This window comes from Odoribacter sp. (assembly GCF_985060555.1).
The window spans coordinates 1-18,871 of sequence record NZ_CFKYFN010000056.1 but is presented as its reverse complement, the minus strand read 5'-3'; the positions used below and the strand labels follow the sequence as shown (position 1 = coordinate 18,871).

21 protein-coding genes and 1 pseudogene are annotated in these 18,871 nt (G+C 37.4%); all 22 read left to right on the top strand.

Going from position 1 to position 18,871, the window contains the following annotated elements:
- Positions 1-7: 7 nt before the first annotated feature.
- Positions 8-724: an acylneuraminate cytidylyltransferase family protein gene (locus AC5RDS_RS07265; RefSeq protein ID WP_118112902.1), complete on the top strand. Its 717-nt coding sequence runs from the start codon at positions 8-10 to the stop codon at positions 722-724.
- Positions 721-2,013, top strand: coding sequence for a glutamate-1-semialdehyde 2,1-aminomutase (locus AC5RDS_RS07260; protein WP_118103226.1), 1,293 nt, complete (start codon positions 721-723; stop codon positions 2,011-2,013). The genes AC5RDS_RS07265 and AC5RDS_RS07260 overlap by 4 nt, the downstream gene beginning before the upstream one ends.
- Positions 2,013-2,804, top strand: coding sequence for a nitrilase-related carbon-nitrogen hydrolase (locus AC5RDS_RS07255; RefSeq protein ID WP_118103224.1), 792 nt, complete (start codon positions 2,013-2,015; stop codon positions 2,802-2,804). The genes AC5RDS_RS07260 and AC5RDS_RS07255 overlap by 1 nt, the downstream gene beginning before the upstream one ends.
- Positions 2,795-3,532, top strand: coding sequence for an SDR family oxidoreductase (locus AC5RDS_RS07250; protein WP_118103222.1), 738 nt, complete (start codon positions 2,795-2,797; stop codon positions 3,530-3,532). The genes AC5RDS_RS07255 and AC5RDS_RS07250 overlap by 10 nt, the downstream gene beginning before the upstream one ends.
- A 236-nt stretch (positions 3,533-3,768) precedes the next feature.
- Positions 3,769-5,298 (top strand): lipopolysaccharide biosynthesis protein, encoded by a 1,530-nt coding sequence (locus tag AC5RDS_RS07245; protein WP_118103220.1) that lies wholly within the window; start codon positions 3,769-3,771, stop codon positions 5,296-5,298.
- A 9-nt stretch (positions 5,299-5,307) separates the two neighbouring features.
- Positions 5,308-6,477 carry a hypothetical protein gene (locus tag AC5RDS_RS07240; RefSeq protein ID WP_118103218.1) on the top strand — a complete coding sequence of 390 codons (1,170 nt, stop codon included), beginning with the start codon at positions 5,308-5,310 and terminating at the stop codon, positions 6,475-6,477.
- Positions 6,478-6,479: 2 nt separating this feature from the next.
- On the top strand, positions 6,480-7,364 hold the full coding sequence (locus tag AC5RDS_RS07235; protein WP_118112903.1) for a glycosyltransferase family 2 protein: 885 nt from the start codon (positions 6,480-6,482) through the stop codon (positions 7,362-7,364).
- 6 nt (positions 7,365-7,370) lie between these two features.
- Complete coding sequence (gene rfbF / locus AC5RDS_RS07230; protein WP_118103214.1) at positions 7,371-8,159, top strand: glucose-1-phosphate cytidylyltransferase; 789 nt, start codon at positions 7,371-7,373, stop codon at positions 8,157-8,159.
- Positions 8,153-9,268, top strand: coding sequence for a CDP-glucose 4,6-dehydratase (gene rfbG / locus AC5RDS_RS07225; RefSeq protein ID WP_118112904.1), 1,116 nt, complete (start codon positions 8,153-8,155; stop codon positions 9,266-9,268). Before rfbF ends, rfbG begins: the two co-directional genes overlap by 7 nt.
- Positions 9,256-9,699 (top strand): dTDP-4-dehydrorhamnose 3,5-epimerase family protein, encoded by a 444-nt coding sequence (locus AC5RDS_RS07220; protein WP_118103210.1) that lies wholly within the window; start codon positions 9,256-9,258, stop codon positions 9,697-9,699. Before rfbG ends, AC5RDS_RS07220 begins: the two co-directional genes overlap by 13 nt.
- Positions 9,693-10,643, top strand: coding sequence for an NAD-dependent epimerase/dehydratase family protein (locus tag AC5RDS_RS07215; RefSeq protein ID WP_118103208.1), 951 nt, complete (start codon positions 9,693-9,695; stop codon positions 10,641-10,643). Before AC5RDS_RS07220 ends, AC5RDS_RS07215 begins: the two co-directional genes overlap by 7 nt.
- Positions 10,630-11,529, top strand: coding sequence for a glycosyltransferase family 2 protein (locus AC5RDS_RS07210; protein ID WP_118103206.1), 900 nt, complete (start codon positions 10,630-10,632; stop codon positions 11,527-11,529). The genes AC5RDS_RS07215 and AC5RDS_RS07210 overlap by 14 nt, the downstream gene beginning before the upstream one ends.
- Positions 11,522-12,379, top strand: coding sequence for a glycosyltransferase family 2 protein (locus AC5RDS_RS07205; protein WP_118103204.1), 858 nt, complete (start codon positions 11,522-11,524; stop codon positions 12,377-12,379). The genes AC5RDS_RS07210 and AC5RDS_RS07205 overlap by 8 nt, the downstream gene beginning before the upstream one ends.
- Before the next feature lie 263 nt (positions 12,380-12,642).
- On the top strand, positions 12,643-13,629 hold the full coding sequence (locus AC5RDS_RS07200) for a hypothetical protein (RefSeq protein ID WP_147347672.1): 987 nt from the start codon (positions 12,643-12,645) through the stop codon (positions 13,627-13,629).
- A 10-nt stretch (positions 13,630-13,639) separates the two neighbouring features.
- Complete coding sequence (locus AC5RDS_RS07195; protein WP_229039824.1) at positions 13,640-14,734, top strand: DUF1972 domain-containing protein; 1,095 nt, start codon at positions 13,640-13,642, stop codon at positions 14,732-14,734.
- 64 nt (positions 14,735-14,798) lie between these two features.
- Complete coding sequence (locus tag AC5RDS_RS07190; RefSeq protein WP_013613172.1) at positions 14,799-15,089, top strand: nucleotidyltransferase domain-containing protein; 291 nt, start codon at positions 14,799-14,801, stop codon at positions 15,087-15,089.
- Positions 15,086-15,559 carry a hypothetical protein gene (locus AC5RDS_RS07185; protein ID WP_013613173.1) on the top strand — a complete coding sequence of 158 codons (474 nt, stop codon included), beginning with the start codon at positions 15,086-15,088 and terminating at the stop codon, positions 15,557-15,559. Before AC5RDS_RS07190 ends, AC5RDS_RS07185 begins: the two co-directional genes overlap by 4 nt.
- Before the next feature lie 76 nt (positions 15,560-15,635).
- The gene (gene rfbA, locus AC5RDS_RS07180; RefSeq protein ID WP_118103198.1) at positions 15,636-16,529 is read left to right on the top strand and encodes a glucose-1-phosphate thymidylyltransferase RfbA; all 894 of its coding nucleotides are present in this window, start codon (positions 15,636-15,638) and stop codon (positions 16,527-16,529) included.
- A gap of 53 nt (positions 16,530-16,582) precedes the next feature.
- Positions 16,583-17,155, top strand: a complete 573-nt coding sequence (gene rfbC / locus AC5RDS_RS07175; protein WP_118103353.1) for a dTDP-4-dehydrorhamnose 3,5-epimerase — start codon at positions 16,583-16,585, stop codon at positions 17,153-17,155.
- A 50-nt stretch (positions 17,156-17,205) separates the two neighbouring features.
- Positions 17,206-17,619: pseudogene (locus tag AC5RDS_RS07170) on the top strand (SDR family oxidoreductase); the annotation flags it as partial.
- Positions 17,619-18,683 (top strand): dTDP-glucose 4,6-dehydratase, encoded by a 1,065-nt coding sequence (gene rfbB, locus AC5RDS_RS07165; protein WP_118103194.1) that lies wholly within the window; start codon positions 17,619-17,621, stop codon positions 18,681-18,683. The pseudogene AC5RDS_RS07170 and the gene rfbB, both read left to right, overlap by 1 nt.
- On the top strand, positions 18,670-18,871 hold a 202-nt coding region (locus tag AC5RDS_RS07160; RefSeq protein ID WP_494222282.1), incomplete at its 3' end, for a transcription termination/antitermination NusG family protein. The genes rfbB and AC5RDS_RS07160, both read left to right, overlap by 14 nt.

Here is an 18,871-nt window from a genome sequence, read left to right as displayed (position 1 = left end):
AGCATTTATGTATAAAGATAAAAAAATATTGGCCATTATTCCGGCACGTGGAGGAAGTAAAGGATTGCCAGGAAAGAATATAAAACCGCTGTTAGGAAAACCTTTGATTGGCTGGACTATAGAACAAGCATTGACTAGTAAGTATATTGATGAGATATTTGTTTCTACGGATAGCCGCGAAATAGCCGATGTAGCAGAAACATTTGGGGTTCAAGTGCCTGATTTAAGACCGGAAGAATTAGCCAATGATACAGCTAGTTCTATGGATTTTATACTTTACACTTTACATCTTTTGGAGAAGAGAGGGAAAAATTTTTCATATATAGTATTATTGGAACCGACCTCTCCCTTAAGGGATGTTATGGATATTGATTATGCCATAGAAAAACTGGTTACTATAGAGGAGGCGGAAAGTATTGTAGGGGTGTGTAAGACAGAAGCTGTTCATCCGGCATTTTTGACAAAAATTATCCGGGGTTTCTTAGCACCCTATACTAATGAGATGAAGGCTGTACGTCGTCAGGATTTGGAGGATTTGTATTTTTTTGAGGGATCTGTCTATGTATCAGGTGTTGAAGCGCTGATAAGAAGAAAATCTTTTTATCACGAAAAATGTTTGCCTTATGTTGTTCCTAAATGGAAATCGTTTGAAATAGATGATTTTATAGATTTTAAGATTATAGAAACTTTGATGGACTTAAAATTAAAAGGTATAATAAAATGAATTATAGTGAACGTTTAAATCATGTGATACCGGGTGGGTGTCATACCTATAGCCGGGGAGATGACCAGTATCCGCAGAATGCCCCTCAGATTCTTCAGCGGGGCGAAGGAGCTTATGTTTATACGCCGGAAGGTGACCGTTTTTTGGATTATGGCATGGCTTTGAGGGCTGTTACGTTGGGTTATGCTCAAAAAGATGTGGCCAATGCCGCTATTGAGCAAATATGGAATGGCAATAATTTGACGCGGGCTTCCTTGATTGAATTGCAGGCTGCCGAATTGCTAACAGAATTGATTCCTTCGGTGGAAATGGTGAAATTTGCCAAGAACGGTTCTACTGTAACAACGGCTGCATTAAAAATCGCACGGGCTTATACCGGACGGAAGTATATAGCAAGGTGTTACGACCATCCCTTTTTCTCCTTTGACGACTGGTTTATTGGCGATACCCCTTTGACTCGTGGTATACCGGAGGAATACCATTCTCTTACTTTGCATTTCCATTATAATGATATAGCATCTTTACAAGAATTATTTGACCGGTATCCCGGGCAGATTGCCGGCGTTATTCTTGAACCTGCCACCGGTTCTCATCCGGAAAATAATTTTCTGCATCAGGTGCAGGATTTATGCCACCGGAACGGGGCGCTTTTTATCTTGGATGAGATGATTACCGGTTTCCGCTGGCATTTGCAAGGGGCTCAGACCTACTATCATGTAGAGCCGGACTTGTGTACTTTCGGCAAAGGAATGGCCAATGGTTTTTCTGTGGCAGCAGTAGCAGGGAAACGAGAATATATGAATGTCGGTGGTATAAAAGAGAGCGGAGCAGAACGGGTTTTTTTGACTTCTACGACTCACGGTGCGGAAATGTGCGGAATGGGGGCTTTTGTAGAGACAATTAAAGTTTACCAGCAACAAAATGTTATAGAACATCTTTGGAATTACGGTGGAAAACTTATAAACGGAATGAATGCTATAGCCCGAGAATTAGGAGTTGCTGAAAATTTCAATGTATACGGAGTTCCCTGTTCACCGAATTATCTGACAAAAGACAAAAACGGTGAGGTTTCGATGGGATTGCGTACTCTTTTTTCTCAGGAAATGATTAAGAATGGCGTACTGATGCCTTGGATTGCCATATCTTTGGCTCATGGGGAGGCTGAGCTTGAAAAAACACTTGAAGCCACCCGGAAGTCGCTACAGGTTTATGCTCGTGCAGTAAGTGAAGGATATGAGAAATATCTGAAAGGCGAAGTAATAAAACCTGTGTTTCGGAAGTATAATTAATGAAGGTAGCTTTAGTTTCTTTAAATCAAAGTTGGGAAGATAAAGAAGCCAATCGTCTGAAGGTAAGGAATTGCTTTCAGACGATAGCTTTCCGCAATATGGATCTTGTGATTTTCCCGGAGATGACTTTAACGGGCTTCACCATGAATGTGAAGGAACATGCCGAGGAGGCAGAGAATTCTGCGACCATTCGTTTTTTTACAGATTGTGCCTGTCAGTATGGGGTGTATATCGGATTCGGTATGATTTTAAAAGCCGGTATAAAAGCGGCTAATCATTTTATTATTGTTTCTCCGGAGGGGGAAATGTGTGCGGATTATATCAAAATTCATCCCTTTTCTTATGCCGGGGAGGATCGGTTTTATGAGAAAGGAAAGCATTTGACCTCCTTGGAAATACAAGGGGTACCTATAGGTTTGAGCATCTGTTATGATTTACGCTTTCCTGAAATATTTCAGGCATTGTCGCGGACTGATAAACTTATTCTGAATATTGCCAATTGGCCTGAACGGCGGGTATTGCACTGGAAAACTCTGATTCAGGCAAGGGCTATCGAAAATCAGGTATACTTTTTAGGGGTAAACCGAATTGGGAAAGACGGGAACGGGCTGAAGTATGAGAATTCGAGTCTGATTGTATCGCCAGAAGGTGAAATCCTTTCACCGGAAAGCATAAACGAAGAAATTGACATTTACGAAATTGATCCTGCTTTGGTGGATATATGCCGGGAAAATTTTCCGGTAAAGAATGACCGGCAAGTAAATTTTTATAAGGAAATAATATGCAACTGAAGGATAAAGTAATTATTGTCACTGGAGGCAGCGGATTAATCGGCCGTTATATTCTTTCGGATTTGAGGCGTTACGGGGCCATTGTGATTAATGCCGAAATCAGCGTAGCCACAGATTGGGAACAAGGGAACGTGCATTGCGACATTACTTCTCCTGATTCTGTAAAGGAGTTGGTTACGGGTGTGATGGAAAGATATAAACGGGTTGACGGTTTGGTAAATAATGCCTATCCGCGTACCCGAGACTGGGGCGTCCGGTTCGAAGATGTTCCGTACGATTCTTGGCAGAAGAATGTGGATATGCAGATGAACAGTGTTTTTCTGTTATGTCAGACGGTGTTGAAATATATGAAAGTACAAGGTTCGGGAAGTATAGTAAATATCGGTTCGATTTATGGTGTGGTCGGGAATGATTTTACGATTTATGAAGGTTATGGGGGGACCTCCCCTGCTGCTTATTGTGCGATTAAAGGAGGCATTATCAATTTTTCCCGTTATTTGGCGTCTTATTTCGGGAAATGCGGCATACGGGTGAATTGTGTGTCACCCGGGGGTATTAAAGACCAGCAGCATCCTTCGTTTATTGAACGTTATGAAAGTAAGTCTCCTTTAAAACGTATGGGACGTCCTGAGGAGATTGCTCCGGCTGTTTGTTTTTTGTTGTCGGACGAGGCTTCGTTTATTACGGGCCATAATCTGATGGTGGACGGTGGATGGACGGCGATATGATAAATTGATTTGGAGTGCTTATTATAAAATAAACACGTTATACCATTATTTATTGAATGTGGCTTGTTTTGCAAAATATTAAGGTTGTAATGTACAATATTTTGATCAAACTCCAAACTTGTTAATTTGATAGAAGTTTTGGATAGGGAGCGTTATCAGACTATAAATATGATTCTCAAACCTCTTTTGAAATTGAGTTTTCTGAGGAAATTTTATGGTTTATTTAAAAGAGTCGGATGTTACAAAAGTCCTATACCCGTAATTATTTGAATATTTATTTGTTCCAGACTTTGTCCATTGTTTTGGGTTTTGTCTCTTTATTTGTGGTAATTCCTTATTTGTCTGGGAATAAGGAAATATATGGAATTTATTCTATTTGTATTTCTGTAACTGTTTTTTTCTCTTATGCTGATTTAGGTTTTTTAAGTGCAGGTACAAAATATGCGGCAGAATGCTATACACGCAATGAAGAACAGAATGAATTGAAGTACTTGGGTTTTTCTCATTTTATTTTGTTTATATGTATGCTTTTGTTTTCTGTTCTTTTTATTTTGGTTGGATTTAATCCGGAGTGGTTGGTCAAAGGATTGGATAGTATGGAGAAATATAAAACGGCTCAAAGATTATTTTTTATTTTGGCTGTATTTGCTCCAACTACTGTTTTACAACGTTTACCTCAGATGATTTTATCAATTCGGGTAAAGCAGCATCTTTATCAGCAAATACAGATTGTGGGAAATCTTATAAAAATAGCATCGGTATTTTATTTTTTTACAGGTGGTCGTTATAATATTGTTGGATATTTTTTTATGTTACAATTAATCACGTTGCTTTGTTCATTGATAACATGTGTGAAAATAAAAAGAGTATTTCATTACGATTTTAAAGGTTTTTGGACCTATTTTCGTTTTTCAAAGGCCGTTTTTCAAAATACCTATGTGTTGGCCTTGTCAAGTCTTGTTGTAACGGTATGTTGGGTATTATATTATGAACTGGACTCTATGGCTATCGGGAAGATATTAGGTGCTGAAGAAGTTGCTGTTTATGCTATAGGTTTTACCATTTTAAATTTTTTTCGGTCGCTTTTGGGTGTTTTGTTTTCTCCTTTCAACACACGTTTTAATCATTTCTATGGTTTAGGTAATATTGAAGAGTTAAAGCATTTTTACCGAAATATTATATTAATGACGTTTCCGTTAATAGTTTTTCCTATTCTTGCTTTAACTTATGCGACAAAACCATTTATTTTATCTTGGGTTGGCTCTTCTTACGAATCTTCGGTTCAAATTACTCAATGGTTGATTCTATGCAATATTTTAGCCTTTGTGGCTTATCCGGCAGGCATATTGTTATATGCGCTTGAAAAAATAAAAGTCATGTATTGGGTGAACATTATTTCTGTAATATTATTTTGGCTTGGGATTGCATTGACTATAAATAGATGGGGAACTGAGTCATTTGCTATCTTTAAATTTCTTACTTTCCTATTGTCAGGAGTGATTTATATAAAAATTTCCTCGAATTTTTTACAAAAATCGCTGGTTCAGTTTATGAAGGAGATTATACTTCCTTATTTGCCAGCTTTATTTTTATTGTGTATTGTATTATTTTTTTCTCACGCTTTTTTTATGGAAGAAAAAAGTTGGTTTGCTTTATTTGTTAATATAGGTATTATTATTATAAATATGGGTATTGTTATGATTTTTAGTGTATTAATGATACCTCAACTTAAAAGTTATCTTTTGAAACTCAAACATGAATTTTAATAAGTCTATATGCGATTTGATAAAATTATTTATATTAGATATATTCCTCTAACTGTAAAAATATATGAGGATTATTATATGTCAGAAGCTCTTGATTCAGGCTTTGAAGTTGAGTATTGGGATATTTCAAAGTTGTTTTTTGTTTCTAATTATGGACAAGAAGATTCATCACATCTTCTGCCTACTAAAAAATTTAAAAATTACCATGAACTTGAACAGGCTTTACGTATTTTAAAAAAGAGAACATTAATCATTTCTATAATGACATTTGATGGAAGAGTGCGTCATTTATATCATTTGTTCACAAAATACAAGTGTGTTTTAGGTATATTTGGACGTAATATGTTTCCATTATCTCCAAACAAAAGTTGTTCTATATTCCATAAGATATCAAATCTTAATTTTTCTATGATAAAAAATTTCTTTCAAACTCGTATGCTTATGATTGACCAGAAATTTACACGAATTAAAGATCATGATATTGTTTTTGTGGGTGGAAATTGTGGATTACGAGGAGCTGGTCACATTACTTCCAAAAATCTTCAAAATGCTGAAGTTATAAAAATTAATAGCAATGATTATGATAGATATCTTCAGTTAAGAAAAAACTCAAATAGGCTCATAGAAGGAAAATATATTCTTTTCTTAGATGAATATCTTCCATTGCATCCTGATACTAAGTTACTTTCGTTGGATGCGATAAAACCTGAGGAATATTATCCTCTGTTAAATGCCTATTTTGACCGTGTGGAGAAACAATTTGGAATGCCAGTTGTTATTGCAGCACATCCCAAAGCTTTGCGTTATAAGGAAGAAAATTTCTTTGGAGGACGTTCGGTTTATTTTGATAGTTCGGCAATTCTTTGCAGAGATGCTGATTTTGTGATAGCCCATGCATCTACATCTGTTAATTATCCTGTCGTTTTTGGGAAAAAACTGCATTTTATTACTTCAAAGAGCATTGAGCGAAAAATGAAATCCATTCATCAGAATGTGATTTGTTTTGCAAAGTATCTTGGTTGTAATGTACAATATTTTGATCAACCTCACGAGTCTGTTAATTTAATAGAAGTTTTGGATGAGGAACGTTATCGGGCTTATAAATATGATTTTCAAACCTCTTTTGAAACTGAAGAGAAATTAACAAAAGACATATTTGTTAAATTTATTTGTGAGTAATTATGGACGTTTCTGTCATTATTGTACATTATAAAACTTTGTCTTTAACAATAGACTGTATTCATTCACTTATTGAAAAAAGTAAAAATATTTCCTATGAAGTTATTGTTGTTGATAATGCTTCAAATGATGGCTCTGCTGAGGAACTGCAAAAAAAATTTCCTCATATAAGAGTAATAATTAATTCTGAAAATTTAGGTTTTGGAAGAGCGAATAATATAGGAATAAAGGCTGCACAAGGTGATTTTTTGTTTTTATTAAATTCTGATACAGTAATATTGGACAATATCTTATCAAGATTTTTAGAAATATATTATTCTTTTCAGAGAGAAAAAATAGGAGTTTTGGGAACTCTGATGTTGGATCGTAATGGCATAGATAATTATTCTAATTCTTATGGACAGTTCCCTAATATTTGGCGATTTTTTAGAGATTTGATTTGTGGATTTTGTGGTTTCTGTGGACGGAGGTTTACTAATGTTCGTTCTCTTTTGACAAGTAATAAAAATGTTGAAGTTGATTTTGTAGTTGGGGCAGATATGTTTATTCCCAAAAAAGTAATTGATGAAATTGGCATGTTTGATCCTTGTTTTTTTATGTATTGGGAAGAAGTCGATCTCCAAAGAAGGATGCAAAAGGCAGGTTATAAACGTTATATTATACCTTATGGTAAAATAATTCATTTAGAGGGTTCTACAACTTCTCAAAGTCCGACTTTAGCTCGTGCGAAAATGTATGATAGTAGTTTGTGTTATTATTTTGAGAAACACAATACATGGATGGAAACCTTTATTTTGAAATTATATTTCAAGTGCCATTGCTTAAAATATTTTATTTGTTATTCTAAGAGTGAGGTGAAAGATTATTGGAAAACAGTATTTAAATAATAAAAAATGAAAGTAGTAATTCTTTGTGGAGGATATGGAACTCGTATCAGGGATGTTTCAGAAGATATCCCTAAACCTATGATTCCAATCGGAGGAAAGCCAATCCTTTGGCATATTATGAAGTCTTATGCGGAATTTGGTTATCATGATTTTATATTATGTCTTGGTTATAAAAGTGAAGTTATCAAGAATTTTTTTGTGAATTATGAGTTTCGTCGGTCTGATATCATGTTGACTTTAGGTAAGAAAGTTGAACCTGTACTGTCAGATGTGGAATGTGATGAGGCTGGATGGAATATTACGTTGGCAGAAACGGGTTTGAATGCAATGACTGGTGCTCGGGTTAAACGTATTGCCAAATATATAGGTAATGATGAATGTTTCATGCTTACTTATGGGGATGGTGTTGGAGATGTGGATATTGAAAAATTGGTGAAATTTCATAAATCACATGGTAAGATGGTCACGGTTACAGGAGTACGTCCTCCAGGTCGTTTTGGAGAATTAGGAATTGCAGAGGATGGAGTAACGGTTACAGGTTTTAACGAAAAGCCTCAGGCAAGCGGGGGACGTATCAATGGTGGTTTTTTTGTTTGCAATCGGGAACTTTTCGACATTTTAAGCAACGATGAAGGTTTGGTATTGGAACAGGAACCAATGAGAAAATTGTTGGAAATGAAGGAATTGAGAGTTTTTGAGCATGATGGTTTCTGGCAACCGATGGATACATCAAGGGAATATTCATTGTTGAATGATTTATATAATAATAATAAAGCTCCTTGGGTAAAATGGTAGATTCAAAATTGTTTAGTGACGTATATCGTGGAAAAAAAGTATTAGTAACGGGGAATACCGGTTTTAAAGGCTCGTGGCTTACAACTTGGCTAATTTCTTTAGGGGCGGATGTATATGGTATATCTAAAGATATTCCAAGTAAACCGTCTATGTTTGAAGAGCTTCATTTGGCTGACAAAATAACTCATTATACTGTAGATATCCGAAATTATGCGCTTTTAGAAGCAACTATAAATCAGATCGCTCCAGATTTTGTATTTCATTTGGCGGCTCAACCGATTGTATCGCTTTCATATCGGGAGCCATTGGATACATTATCATCCAATGTAATGGGGACTGCTCATATATTGGAAGTTTTACGTCGTTATAGCAAATCTTGTACCGCAGTTATCATTACAAGCGATAAGTGTTATGATAATGTTGAGTGGATGTGGGGATATAAAGAGACGGATCAGTTGGGAGGAAAAGATATATATAGTGGAAGTAAAGGTGCTGCAGAATTAGTATTTAAGTCATATTATCATTCGTTTTTCAAACAATCCGGACATCTTGTTCGGATTGCTACCGCTAGAGCAGGAAATGTTATTGGTGGAGGTGATTGGGCGCTTGATAGAATTGTTCCGGATTGTATGCGTTCGTGGAGTAAAGGTGATGTTGTAGAGATTCGCAGTCCGAAAGCAACTCGTCCTTGGCAACATGTTTTAGAACCATTAAGCGGTTATTTACAATTGGGTAGCGAGTTAAGCCGAAGACCTGAATTGAATGGTGAAAGTTTCAATTTCGGCCCTCAGGCTGAATATAGCCATACTGTTCAGGAATTGTTGGAGCATATGAGTGTGCGCTGGCATTTTGATAAGCCTGAGGCTGCCTATCGCATTACCGGTGATGTAAAATTTCATGAGGCAGGTTTATTGAAATTGAATTGTGATAAAGCTTTATTCTATTTTCGGTGGCGTCCTACATTAGATTATCAGACATTACTTGAATATACCAGCGATTGGTATTATGAATTTTATAAAAATAAACCGGATATGTTTGCTTATACTCAAAAGCAAATAAGCAATTATGTAGAATTAGCTATACAGAAAGAAATACAATGGAGCAAGTAACGATTGAAGGGGTTATTGTAACTCCTTTAAAACAGATTTATAATCCGAGAGGTGATGTTTGGCATGCGATGAAATGTAGTGATCCCGGATTTGATGGTTTTGGAGAGGCTTATTTTTCAACGATTTATCATAAGGATACCAAACCTTGGAAAAAACATCTTAGGATGACACTTAATTTTGTGGTTCCAGTGGGAAAGATTCGGGTGGTTATTTTTGATGATCGACCGGAAAGTCCTACTAAGGGAGAGTTTTTTGATATCACTTTAAGTCATGAAAATTATCAAAGGTTGACTATTCCTGCAGGACTTTGGGTGGCTTTTGCCGGAGTGGGGGAAGATTTGAATTTATTACTCAATGTCGCCAATTTAGAACATGATCCGTTGGAAATAGAACGAAAAGAGTCTTTAGACGCTATAAATTATCGATGGTGAAGAAAGTTCTTATAACAGGGGGAAATGGTTATATCGGTTCCCGTTTATGTTTATATCTGGCAGATGTCGGTTATGCTGTTACTCCGGTTTGTTATCCTGAAGTACCTGCCGATACGTTTTGGATTAAAAAAATGGAGGAAATAAAGGTTGGAGATGTGCGGGATATAGTTTTCCTTCAGGAAATTGCGAAGGGATCTTATGATATTGTTATCCATTTGGTGTCTTTAGACCATCGACAGTCTGAGGGTGAGCCTGCTTTTGTCACTTCTGTGAATATAACTCCGGTATGGAGTTTGCTGGATATTTTTTCCAAGAAAGGACTGCAAAAATTTATCTATTTCTCTACTGTCCAGGTTTATGGAAAACTGTCTAATGAAAAAATTACAGAACAGCATACTCCACTTGTATCGAATGCTTATGGTTTAACTCATTTGATCGGAGAAAAAATTTGTGATTTTTATAACAGGACTACATTGACTGCATGTCGGGTTATAAGATTATCCAATAGTTATGGAGCTCCAATATTTGTTGAAAATAATTGTTGGTGGCTGGTTATAAATGATTTATGCAAACAGGCATATTTTGATGGAAAAATTGTTTTGCAATCTGATGGGACACCACAACGCGATTTTATTCATGGTTGGGATGTTTGCCAGGCAGTTCAAAAAATTATTGAAACGGATCATTCGGATTTCTTATATCAGATTAGTTCCGGTACTACATTGACAATATGGGAAATAGCTTGTCTGGTACAGGATATTTATTATAAAAGATATAAGCGGAGACTTCTTGTATACCGGAAAGATGAAAATTCTGTCCAAGTTGATAAGCGTTATTGTATTGATAATTCTTTACTTCTGACCATCGGTTTTAAACCAGAATGGGAGTTGGAACGGGGAATTCATGATTTATTTGACTTTTTAGAATGCCATGATGGAAAATGAAAAACCTTTTTTTTCAATAGTTATTCCTACCTATAATCATGGACATCTTATAAAAAGATGTTTAGATAGCATTGTGGCACAGACTTATATCCATTGGGAAGCGATTGTTGTTAATAATTACTCTAATGATAATACTGTTGAAATAGTGGAAAGTTACCGGGATCCGCGTATCCGTTTGGTTAATAATGCTAATCATGGTATTATCGCTGTCTCCAGAAATAAAGGGATAGAACTGGCTAAAGGAGATTGGATCTGTTTTCTGGATTCAGACGATTGGTGGACCTGTAATAAATTGGAAGCCTGTATCCCTTTTCTTACTAATTATGATTTAATATACACAGATATGTTTATCCGTTATAATGCGGAAAATCATGGATTGAAAACGCTGCGTGGCTATCAGGTGAATAAACGTGATCCATATAAAGAAATGTTACTCCGAGGAAATCCTTGTGTTAATTCTAGTGTTGTTTGCAGAAAGAGTGTTATTGAAAAAATTGGATATCTTTCCGCAGATGTTAATTTAATTGCAGTAGAGGATTTTGATTATTGGTTGAGAATGGCCTGGGCAAAGGTTCGGTTTAAACATATAAAGAAGTGTCTTGGTTACTATTGGCTGGGGAATGGTAATTTATCATTTAATAAAAAGCAAGTTAACCGTATGGAGGCGCTTTATGAAAAACATCTTATGAATATACAGTCTTCAAAATTGAAGCAGGAAATTATTGCTCATCTTTGTTATCGTCAAGCCCGGATTTTTCAATTATTAAAAGAGTATGATGCATCCATAGAGAAATTTCGACAATCCTTTCATTGTCATGATTTTTCGGTTGTATTGCGTTCACTTTTATTTTATTCTCTGATACTGTTAAAACGTAAGTATGAATAAGGCAGATGTATCAATTTTAACGGCTAATTATAATAACGGCAAATATATTGAAGAATTAATTCGTTCCGTCTTGACATCGACAATGTTGCCGATTCAATTTATTATTGTCGATGACGGTTCTACAGATAATTCAGTTGAGATTATAAAATCATATTCTTCTCAATATGATTTTATAGAATTAATTAAATTGGAGAAGAATCAAGGATTTGCTAATGCTTTAAATGCTGGACTTAAACAAGTAAGAGGGTGTTTTGTATTACGGGTGGATGCGGATGATTATGTAGCGCCCGACAGACTAGAGAAACAATATTTATTTATGCTTGAACATACAGAAATAGGAGTATTAGGCAGTAATGTCCGATATTTTGATGCTGTGTCAGGAAAAATGTTGTTTGATTCCCATGTTTCACATAGCCACCGATCTATTTGGGATGACTTCTTATCCGCTTCTTGTGGGATAATTCATGGCTCGACTTTGATACGTACCTCTGTTTTTAAAAAATATGAATATAATCAAAAGAATGTACCTGCCGAAGATTATGAATTATTTTCAAAAATGCTGAAAGATGGGGTGAAAATGTATAATTTACCAATGACATTGACATTTGTTCGTGTTCATTCAAATAGTGTTTCTAATTTTTTACCTTATCAGACTATTCAAAAAACCTATTCTATTGCACAGCAAATTTGGGGAATTGGCTACTCTAAAGTTGAAATGAGATTAAAATACTTGCATTTAAAATATTATCGTCGTTTTCTTTTTGAATCTCATAAATTGAAAAAACTTTATTTTATTTCTTTTTCTGCCATCTTATGCCCTAAAAAAATTTTAAAGCGTTTGTTTAAATGACCAAATTATTCTTAAATCGAAGAGGAGTCTTTGAATTTTTGGTGTATATACTCTTACTATTGCCTTTTCTGAGCTTTTTAGTATATATTGTTTTTGGCGTTTTTTTTAATTTTAACAATTTTTATTTTCCTATTTATATATTTCTTATCATCCTATCTCTGAGTTATGTTAATAAACTTAAAATTGCTCATTTCAAATTCTTTTTATCGTTTATTATCATTCTTTTTATCACCATGTTTGCTTATATACGCAATCAGGCAGGAATGGGAATTATAGAATTTTTGCGTGCCATATCCGGTTATTACATATTTATTTTTATAGGTTGGTGTTTATATAAAATGTATTATGAGAAAAACGAAATTCGACGTTTGTTACGTATGATAGTTAGTATGGCGTTTTGGATTTCAATTATCAATATATTTCATTTTGTTTTATTACATACTGACAATTATATTCATAATGGATGGACAATTACTTTTGATCGTTATCAGTTGGTAACGGACTATTTGATGAAGCTGAATAAATTATTTTATGACTATATCGTTATCAGTGCACAATATAATGATATTGGGTTTATTCGTGCTGTTGGTTATTTTTTTGATACACATTCGCAATATTACATGCCTTTAGGGGCGAGTATAATACTTATTTTCTCCAAAAATATTATCCGATTCAAAAATGTGTATTTAGGAGTCATGTTATGCTCTTTTTTTCTTTCAGGTGTAAAAACTGCATATATGACTGTTGTTTTAATGTTTCTGATCTTTTTATTTAAATCGAGCAGAATGTTTTTATATATAAAAAAAAGTTTACCTTTTATTTTGTTAATATGCTTTTTGTTTTGGGAAAAAATTCTTCATTTGATTTTAGGCGAAGGAATGTGGAAAATTCTTTTTCAATTATTCGAGCACACCATATTTGTACCCTATACGTTTATTAAATATGATGTAGTTTCTTTTTTTGTCGGTGGGGCATCTTATTTACGCGATAATCCTTTATTTTATAGCGAGGTTTTTTGGGTTACGGTAACTTTTTACATTGGTGTTGTTGGCGTATTGATTTATTTAAAACCTGTATGTTTATTCAAATATTTGAAAAACGATAAGGTGCGATTAGGGGGATATTTGTATATCCTGTTTTGTTTAAGCTTAACACATTATTCTGTGTATATGGTGGGTATAAATAATTTAATGTCAGCCCTCCCTTTTATGTACTATTTTGGAGTAAAAGCCCCCCGGTTTTCTGATTAAATCAAATATAATGATGGTTACTAAAATTGCTGTGATTGGCACTGTCGGTGTCCCAGCAAATTATGGCGGATTTGAAACATTGGTTGAGAACATTATTAAACAGAATTCTTTAGATGATATACAGTATTCTGTTTATTGCAGTTCTTGTGCTTATAAAGATAAGCGTTGGGTTTACAAGGGAGCTAAAGTCGTGTATATACCCTTGAAGGCAAATGGTATACAAAGTATATTATATGATATTGTGTCTATATGCCATGCCATATTTAAAGCGGATGTGTTATTGGTTTTAGGTGTTTCGGGATGTATTATTTTACCTTTGATTCGTTTGTTCAGCAGGAAAAATATTATTGTGAATATCGATGGCTTGGAGCATCGGCGTGCCAAATGGAGTAATTATGTGAGAAAATTTTTAAAATTCTCTGAGTCTTTAGCTGTAAAATATGCGACTCATATCATCACTGATAATAAAGGAATACAGGATTACGTAGAGAAAGAGTATGGCAAAAAGAGCGCTTTGATTGAATATGGTGGTGACCATGTGATTTGTGACACAAACGATATGGAAGAGGAGATTTTAGGGAAATATCAGTTGCCTGAAAATGGATATTCGTTGGCATTGTGTCGGATTGAACCGGAAAATAATGTGGAAATGATTCTGAGAGCGTTTGTTGCCTCCGGTGAATTATTAGTATTTATTGGCAATTGGCATAATAGTGAGTTTGGGCGGCGACTGAAAGAGGAATACGAAACTATTTCAAATATAAAGCTTTTGGAACCAATTTATGATATTAAAGTATTGAATGTGTTACGAACTTATTGTAAGTTTTATTTGCATGGGCATAGTGCCGGAGGGACGAATCCCTCTTTGGTAGAGGCGATGTATTTCGGCAGACCTGTTTTTGCGTTTAATGTAGTTTATAATCGGGAAACAACAGAAGGAAAAGCAGGTTATTTTGGGAATGAACAAGAGTTAATTGCTCTGATGAATGAAGATGGTGAAGAAGTTTGGAAAAGGAATGGAGAAGCGATGAGGGAGATAGCCTATCGGCGTTATTGTTGGAATGTGATTGCGGATAAGTATGAACGGTTGTATCTGAAAAACTGAATGGGTAAAGGAAAAGTTGTTTGATAGAAAAATTTCTTATATTTGTTACAAAAATAAGTTGTTTATGCGTTTGACTCAGGGGGAGATAGATACGATTGTCAGGATTGCAAGGGAGATTTATGGCTGGGGAGTAGAGGTGTTTTTATTTGGTTCGCGTACGGATGACAGTAAGCGGGGTGGGGATATTGATTTGTTGGTTAGAAGCACGGGAGAGAAAAAAGGGATCCTGGAACGGGTGCGAATGGTGACCAGGTTAAAACTGGCATTGGGGGACAGGAAGATAGATGTGATCGGGGATTACGAGGATAATGCGGTTGTGCAGGAGGCGTTGTTACATGGAATACGATTGATATGACAGATAAGCGGCAGGAATTGAAAGATTGGTTGCTTCGGGCATTTGAAATCTGTGATAAACATATAACCCGAATAGAGGAGGCTTTATGTGGATTGAAACCGTATTTCCCATTGGATGAGGAGAAGTATTTGAATCTGAATAGCGAGGCGGTGATGCGTTTGGATCAGTTTATATTTCGCTTTTCCAGGTTGCAAGACGTTATTGGGGCAAAGATATTCAGATATGTACTGGCGTGGTTGTATGAGGAGGAAGAGACAATGTCCATGCGGGATGTTCTGGATCGTTTGGAACGCCTGGGGGTGATTGATAGTGTTGAAAGTTGGGGCTATATGCGGGAGTTGAGAAATACGATAGCACATGATTATCCGTTAGATACTCAAGAGGTGGTGCTTTCATTAAATGAATTGGTCGGAAGTACGGAAACGTTGAAAGTTGTATATGAACGTTTAAGAGGAAGGTTTTTTGCTTGATATATTAAATGGACGATGGATTGGAGGGGGAGAAAATCTTTTCGATAGAAATACATAATCACAAAATTTTTTATTTATGAAAGGTATAGTGCTTGCCGGAGGTTCCGGTACGCGGCTTTATCCTATTACGAAAGGGGTGAGCAAGCAATTGCTACCCATTTTCGATAAGCCGATGATTTATTATCCGGTGTCGGTGCTGATGTTGGCAGGGATTCGGGAGATATTGATTATTTCAACCCCTCAGGATTTACCCGGATTCCGGCGGTTGCTGGGGGACGGATCGGATTACGGGGTGCGTTTCGAGTATGCGGAGCAGCCGAGTCCGGACGGGCTGGCACAGGCGTTTATCATCGGGGAGAAATTTATTGGGGAAGATTCGGCTTGTCTGGTACTGGGCGATAATATATTTTATGGTCAGAGTTTTACACGGATGCTGCTGGAGGCGGTGAGGACGGCAGAGGAAGAACAAAAGGCGACGGTTTTCGGTTACTGGGTGAATGACCCGGAACGGTATGGTGTGGCGGAGTTCGACAAGGAAGGGAATGTGTTGAGTATCGAAGAGAAACCTGCACAGCCGAAATCCAATTATGCAGTGGTGGGGTTGTATTTTTATCCCAATAAGGTGGTGGATGTGGCGAAGCATATCAAGCCGTCGGCACGCGGAGAACTGGAGATTACAACGGTGAACCAGCGTTTCCTGCAGGATCAGGAGTTGAAAGTGCAGTTGCTGGGCCGGGGATTTGCGTGGCTGGATACCGGAACGCATGATTCATTGAGTGAGGCGTCGACTTTTGTGGAGGTGATTGAAAAACGGCAGGGGTTGAAACTTGCCTGTCTGGAAGGGATTGCTTTGCGGCAAGGCTGGATTACACCGGAGAAAATGCGGGAACTGGCACAACCTATGATTAAAAATCAATATGGACAATATCTTCTGAAATTGGCGGCTGAGTTTTCCGGAAAGGAGAAATGATAAAAATCGCTTGGGCTTTATCTGAGAATTCGTGTGATATTATCAATATAAATATGGAACTGATTGAAACCTGTATACCGGGTGTTGTTATCGTACAACCCCGTATTTTCGGTGATGAACGCGGCTATTTTTTTGAGTCGTTTTCGCAGCGTGATTTCGAACGGCAGGTATGTAAAACCGTTTTTGTCCAGGATAATGAGTCGAAGTCGTGTTACGGTGTGGTGAGGGGATTGCATTTCCAGCAACCTCCGTATGCCCAATCCAAACTGGTGCGGGTGGTGAAAGGTCGGGTACTGGATGTGGCGGTGGATATCCGTAAGGGATCGCCTACGTTCGGGAAGTATGTTTCCGTTGAATTAACGGAGGAGAATAAACGGCAGTTTTTCGTTCCGCGGGGATTTGCCCATGGATTTGCGGTATTGAGTGCGGAGGCCGTGTTTCAGTATAAATGCGATAATTTTTATGCACCGGAAAGTGAGGGGGCTTTAGCCTGGGATGATCCGGATTTAGGAATCGACTGGCGGATTCCGGCCGCTAAGGTGATCCTTTCTGAAAAGGACAGACACCATCCATGCCTGAAAGATGCCTGTGATTGGTTTGACTATAATGTGAATCTCTATGAATAGGATATTGGTGACCGGAGCCAACGGATAGTTGGGGAATGAGATGAGGCGGCTGGCTGTATTCTGCTTTCGGGAATAATTTTGTAAAGACCATACAGCGTTTGACAGTGGAAAGGGAGCAGTTGAATGTCGTATTTGACCAGGTGGGAACGCCGACTTATGCCGCCGACTTGGCCACTTTGATCGTTCACGCCATCGAAACGGGAAAATACAGGCAACATCAGGGAATTTACCATTTTTCCAATGAGGGCGTGTGTTCGTGGTATGATTTTGCTAAAGAGATCGTTGCTTTATCGGGAAATACTTGTGACATCCGGCCGTGCCATTCGGATGAGTTTCCGGGTAAAGTAAAACGTCCGGCTTTCTCAGTGCTGGATAAAACAAAAGTGAAACGGGATTTTGATTGTACCATTCCTTACTGGAAGGATTCACTTGTGAAATGTATAAATGAATTAAAACGGAAATAATGGATTTTAAAAGGAATATATTGATTACCGGTGGTGCCGGTTTTATCGGCTCGCATGTAGTACGTCTGTTTGTGACGAAATATCCGGAATATCATATCATTAATCTGGATAAGCTGACTTATGCGGGGAATCTGGCTAATCTGGCAGACATTGAACAGCAGCCGAATTATACTTTTGTAAAAGCAGATATCTGTGATTTTGAAAAGATACTGGAATTGTTCCGGCAGTACTGCATTGACGGAGTGATCCATCTGGCAGCGGAAAGCCATGTAGACCGCTCGATCAAAGATCCGTTTACCTTTGCCCGGACGAATGTGATGGGGACCCTGTCTTTGTTGCAAGCTGCTAAAGTAAGCTGGGACGGACAATATGACGGGAAACGTTTCTATCATATCTCTACCGATGAGGTGTATGGGGCCCTGAAGTTTGACGGCACCTTTTTTACGGAGACCACGAAATATGATCCGCATTCCCCCTATTCGGCTTCGAAAGCTTCTTCCGATCATTTCGTGAGGGCCTTTCACGATACTTTCGGCATGCCTACCCTTGTAACCAATTGCAGTAATAACTACGGTCCTTACCAATTCCCGGAAAAACTAATCCCTTTGTTTATCAATAATATCCGTCATAACAAACCGTTACCTGTTTACGGAAAGGGGGAAAATGTGCGTGACTGGTTGTATGTGGTGGATCATGCCCGGGCCATCGATCTTATTTTCCATAATGGAAAGGTAGCCGAAACATATAATATCGGTGGTTTTAACGAATGGAAAAATATCGATTTGATCCGGGTTCTGATCAAGACGGTAGATCGCTTACTGGGACGCCCTGAAGGAGCATCGGAGAAGCTGATCACATACGTGACAGACCGGGCCGGACATGATTTGCGCTATGCTATCGATTCGACGAAACTGAAAAATGAATTGGGCTGGGAACCTTCTTTACAGTTCGAGGAGGGTATAGAGAAAACGGTGAAATGGTATCTGGATAATCAGGAGTGGCTGGATCAGGTGACGAGCGGAGATTATCAGGGATACTATGAAAGGATGTATGGCAATAGATAGGCAAAAAACGGAAACGGTTCATTGGCACGCTGTCTTCACCGCCTCCCGTGCGGAGAAGAAGGTGCGTGACCGGTTGGAAGAGCTGGGTATGGAGTGTTTTTTGCCGGTACAGACGGTGTTGAGGCAGTGGACGTACCGGAAGTCGCGGGTGGTGGTGCCGGTGATTGCGGGGTTGGTTTTTGTGCGGG

Bases quoted from the DNA above. Each gene is read 5' to 3' on its own strand.
- AC5RDS_RS07235 (WP_118112903.1), top strand. From the start codon at position 6,480: ATGGACGTTTCTGTCATTATTGTACATTATAAAACTTTGTCTTTAACA.
- AC5RDS_RS07265 (WP_118112902.1), top strand. From the start codon at position 8: ATGTATAAAGATAAAAAAATATTGGCCATTATTCCGGCACGTGGAGGA.
- rfbF (WP_118103214.1), top strand. From the start codon at position 7,371: ATGAAAGTAGTAATTCTTTGTGGAGGATATGGAACTCGTATCAGGGAT.
- AC5RDS_RS07260 (WP_118103226.1), top strand. From the start codon at position 721: ATGAATTATAGTGAACGTTTAAATCATGTGATACCGGGTGGGTGTCAT.
- rfbB (WP_118103194.1), top strand. From the start codon at position 17,619: ATGGATTTTAAAAGGAATATATTGATTACCGGTGGTGCCGGTTTTATC.
- AC5RDS_RS07245 (WP_118103220.1), top strand. From the start codon at position 3,769: ATGTTACAAAAGTCCTATACCCGTAATTATTTGAATATTTATTTGTTC.
- rfbC (WP_118103353.1), top strand. From the start codon at position 16,583: ATGGAACTGATTGAAACCTGTATACCGGGTGTTGTTATCGTACAACCC.
- AC5RDS_RS07205 (WP_118103204.1), top strand. From the start codon at position 11,522: ATGAATAAGGCAGATGTATCAATTTTAACGGCTAATTATAATAACGGC.
- AC5RDS_RS07190 (WP_013613172.1), top strand. From the start codon at position 14,799: ATGCGTTTGACTCAGGGGGAGATAGATACGATTGTCAGGATTGCAAGG.
- rfbA (WP_118103198.1), top strand. From the start codon at position 15,636: ATGAAAGGTATAGTGCTTGCCGGAGGTTCCGGTACGCGGCTTTATCCT.
- AC5RDS_RS07255 (WP_118103224.1), top strand. From the start codon at position 2,013: ATGAAGGTAGCTTTAGTTTCTTTAAATCAAAGTTGGGAAGATAAAGAA.
- rfbG (WP_118112904.1), top strand. From the start codon at position 8,153: ATGGTAGATTCAAAATTGTTTAGTGACGTATATCGTGGAAAAAAAGTA.
- AC5RDS_RS07210 (WP_118103206.1), top strand. From the start codon at position 10,630: ATGATGGAAAATGAAAAACCTTTTTTTTCAATAGTTATTCCTACCTAT.
- AC5RDS_RS07195 (WP_229039824.1), top strand. From the start codon at position 13,640: ATGATGGTTACTAAAATTGCTGTGATTGGCACTGTCGGTGTCCCAGCA.
- AC5RDS_RS07240 (WP_118103218.1), top strand. From the start codon at position 5,308: ATGCGATTTGATAAAATTATTTATATTAGATATATTCCTCTAACTGTA.
- AC5RDS_RS07185 (WP_013613173.1), top strand. From the start codon at position 15,086: ATGACAGATAAGCGGCAGGAATTGAAAGATTGGTTGCTTCGGGCATTT.
- AC5RDS_RS07215 (WP_118103208.1), top strand. From the start codon at position 9,693: ATGGTGAAGAAAGTTCTTATAACAGGGGGAAATGGTTATATCGGTTCC.
- AC5RDS_RS07220 (WP_118103210.1), top strand. From the start codon at position 9,256: ATGGAGCAAGTAACGATTGAAGGGGTTATTGTAACTCCTTTAAAACAG.
- AC5RDS_RS07200 (WP_147347672.1), top strand. From the start codon at position 12,643: ATGGGAATTATAGAATTTTTGCGTGCCATATCCGGTTATTACATATTT.
- AC5RDS_RS07250 (WP_118103222.1), top strand. From the start codon at position 2,795: ATGCAACTGAAGGATAAAGTAATTATTGTCACTGGAGGCAGCGGATTA.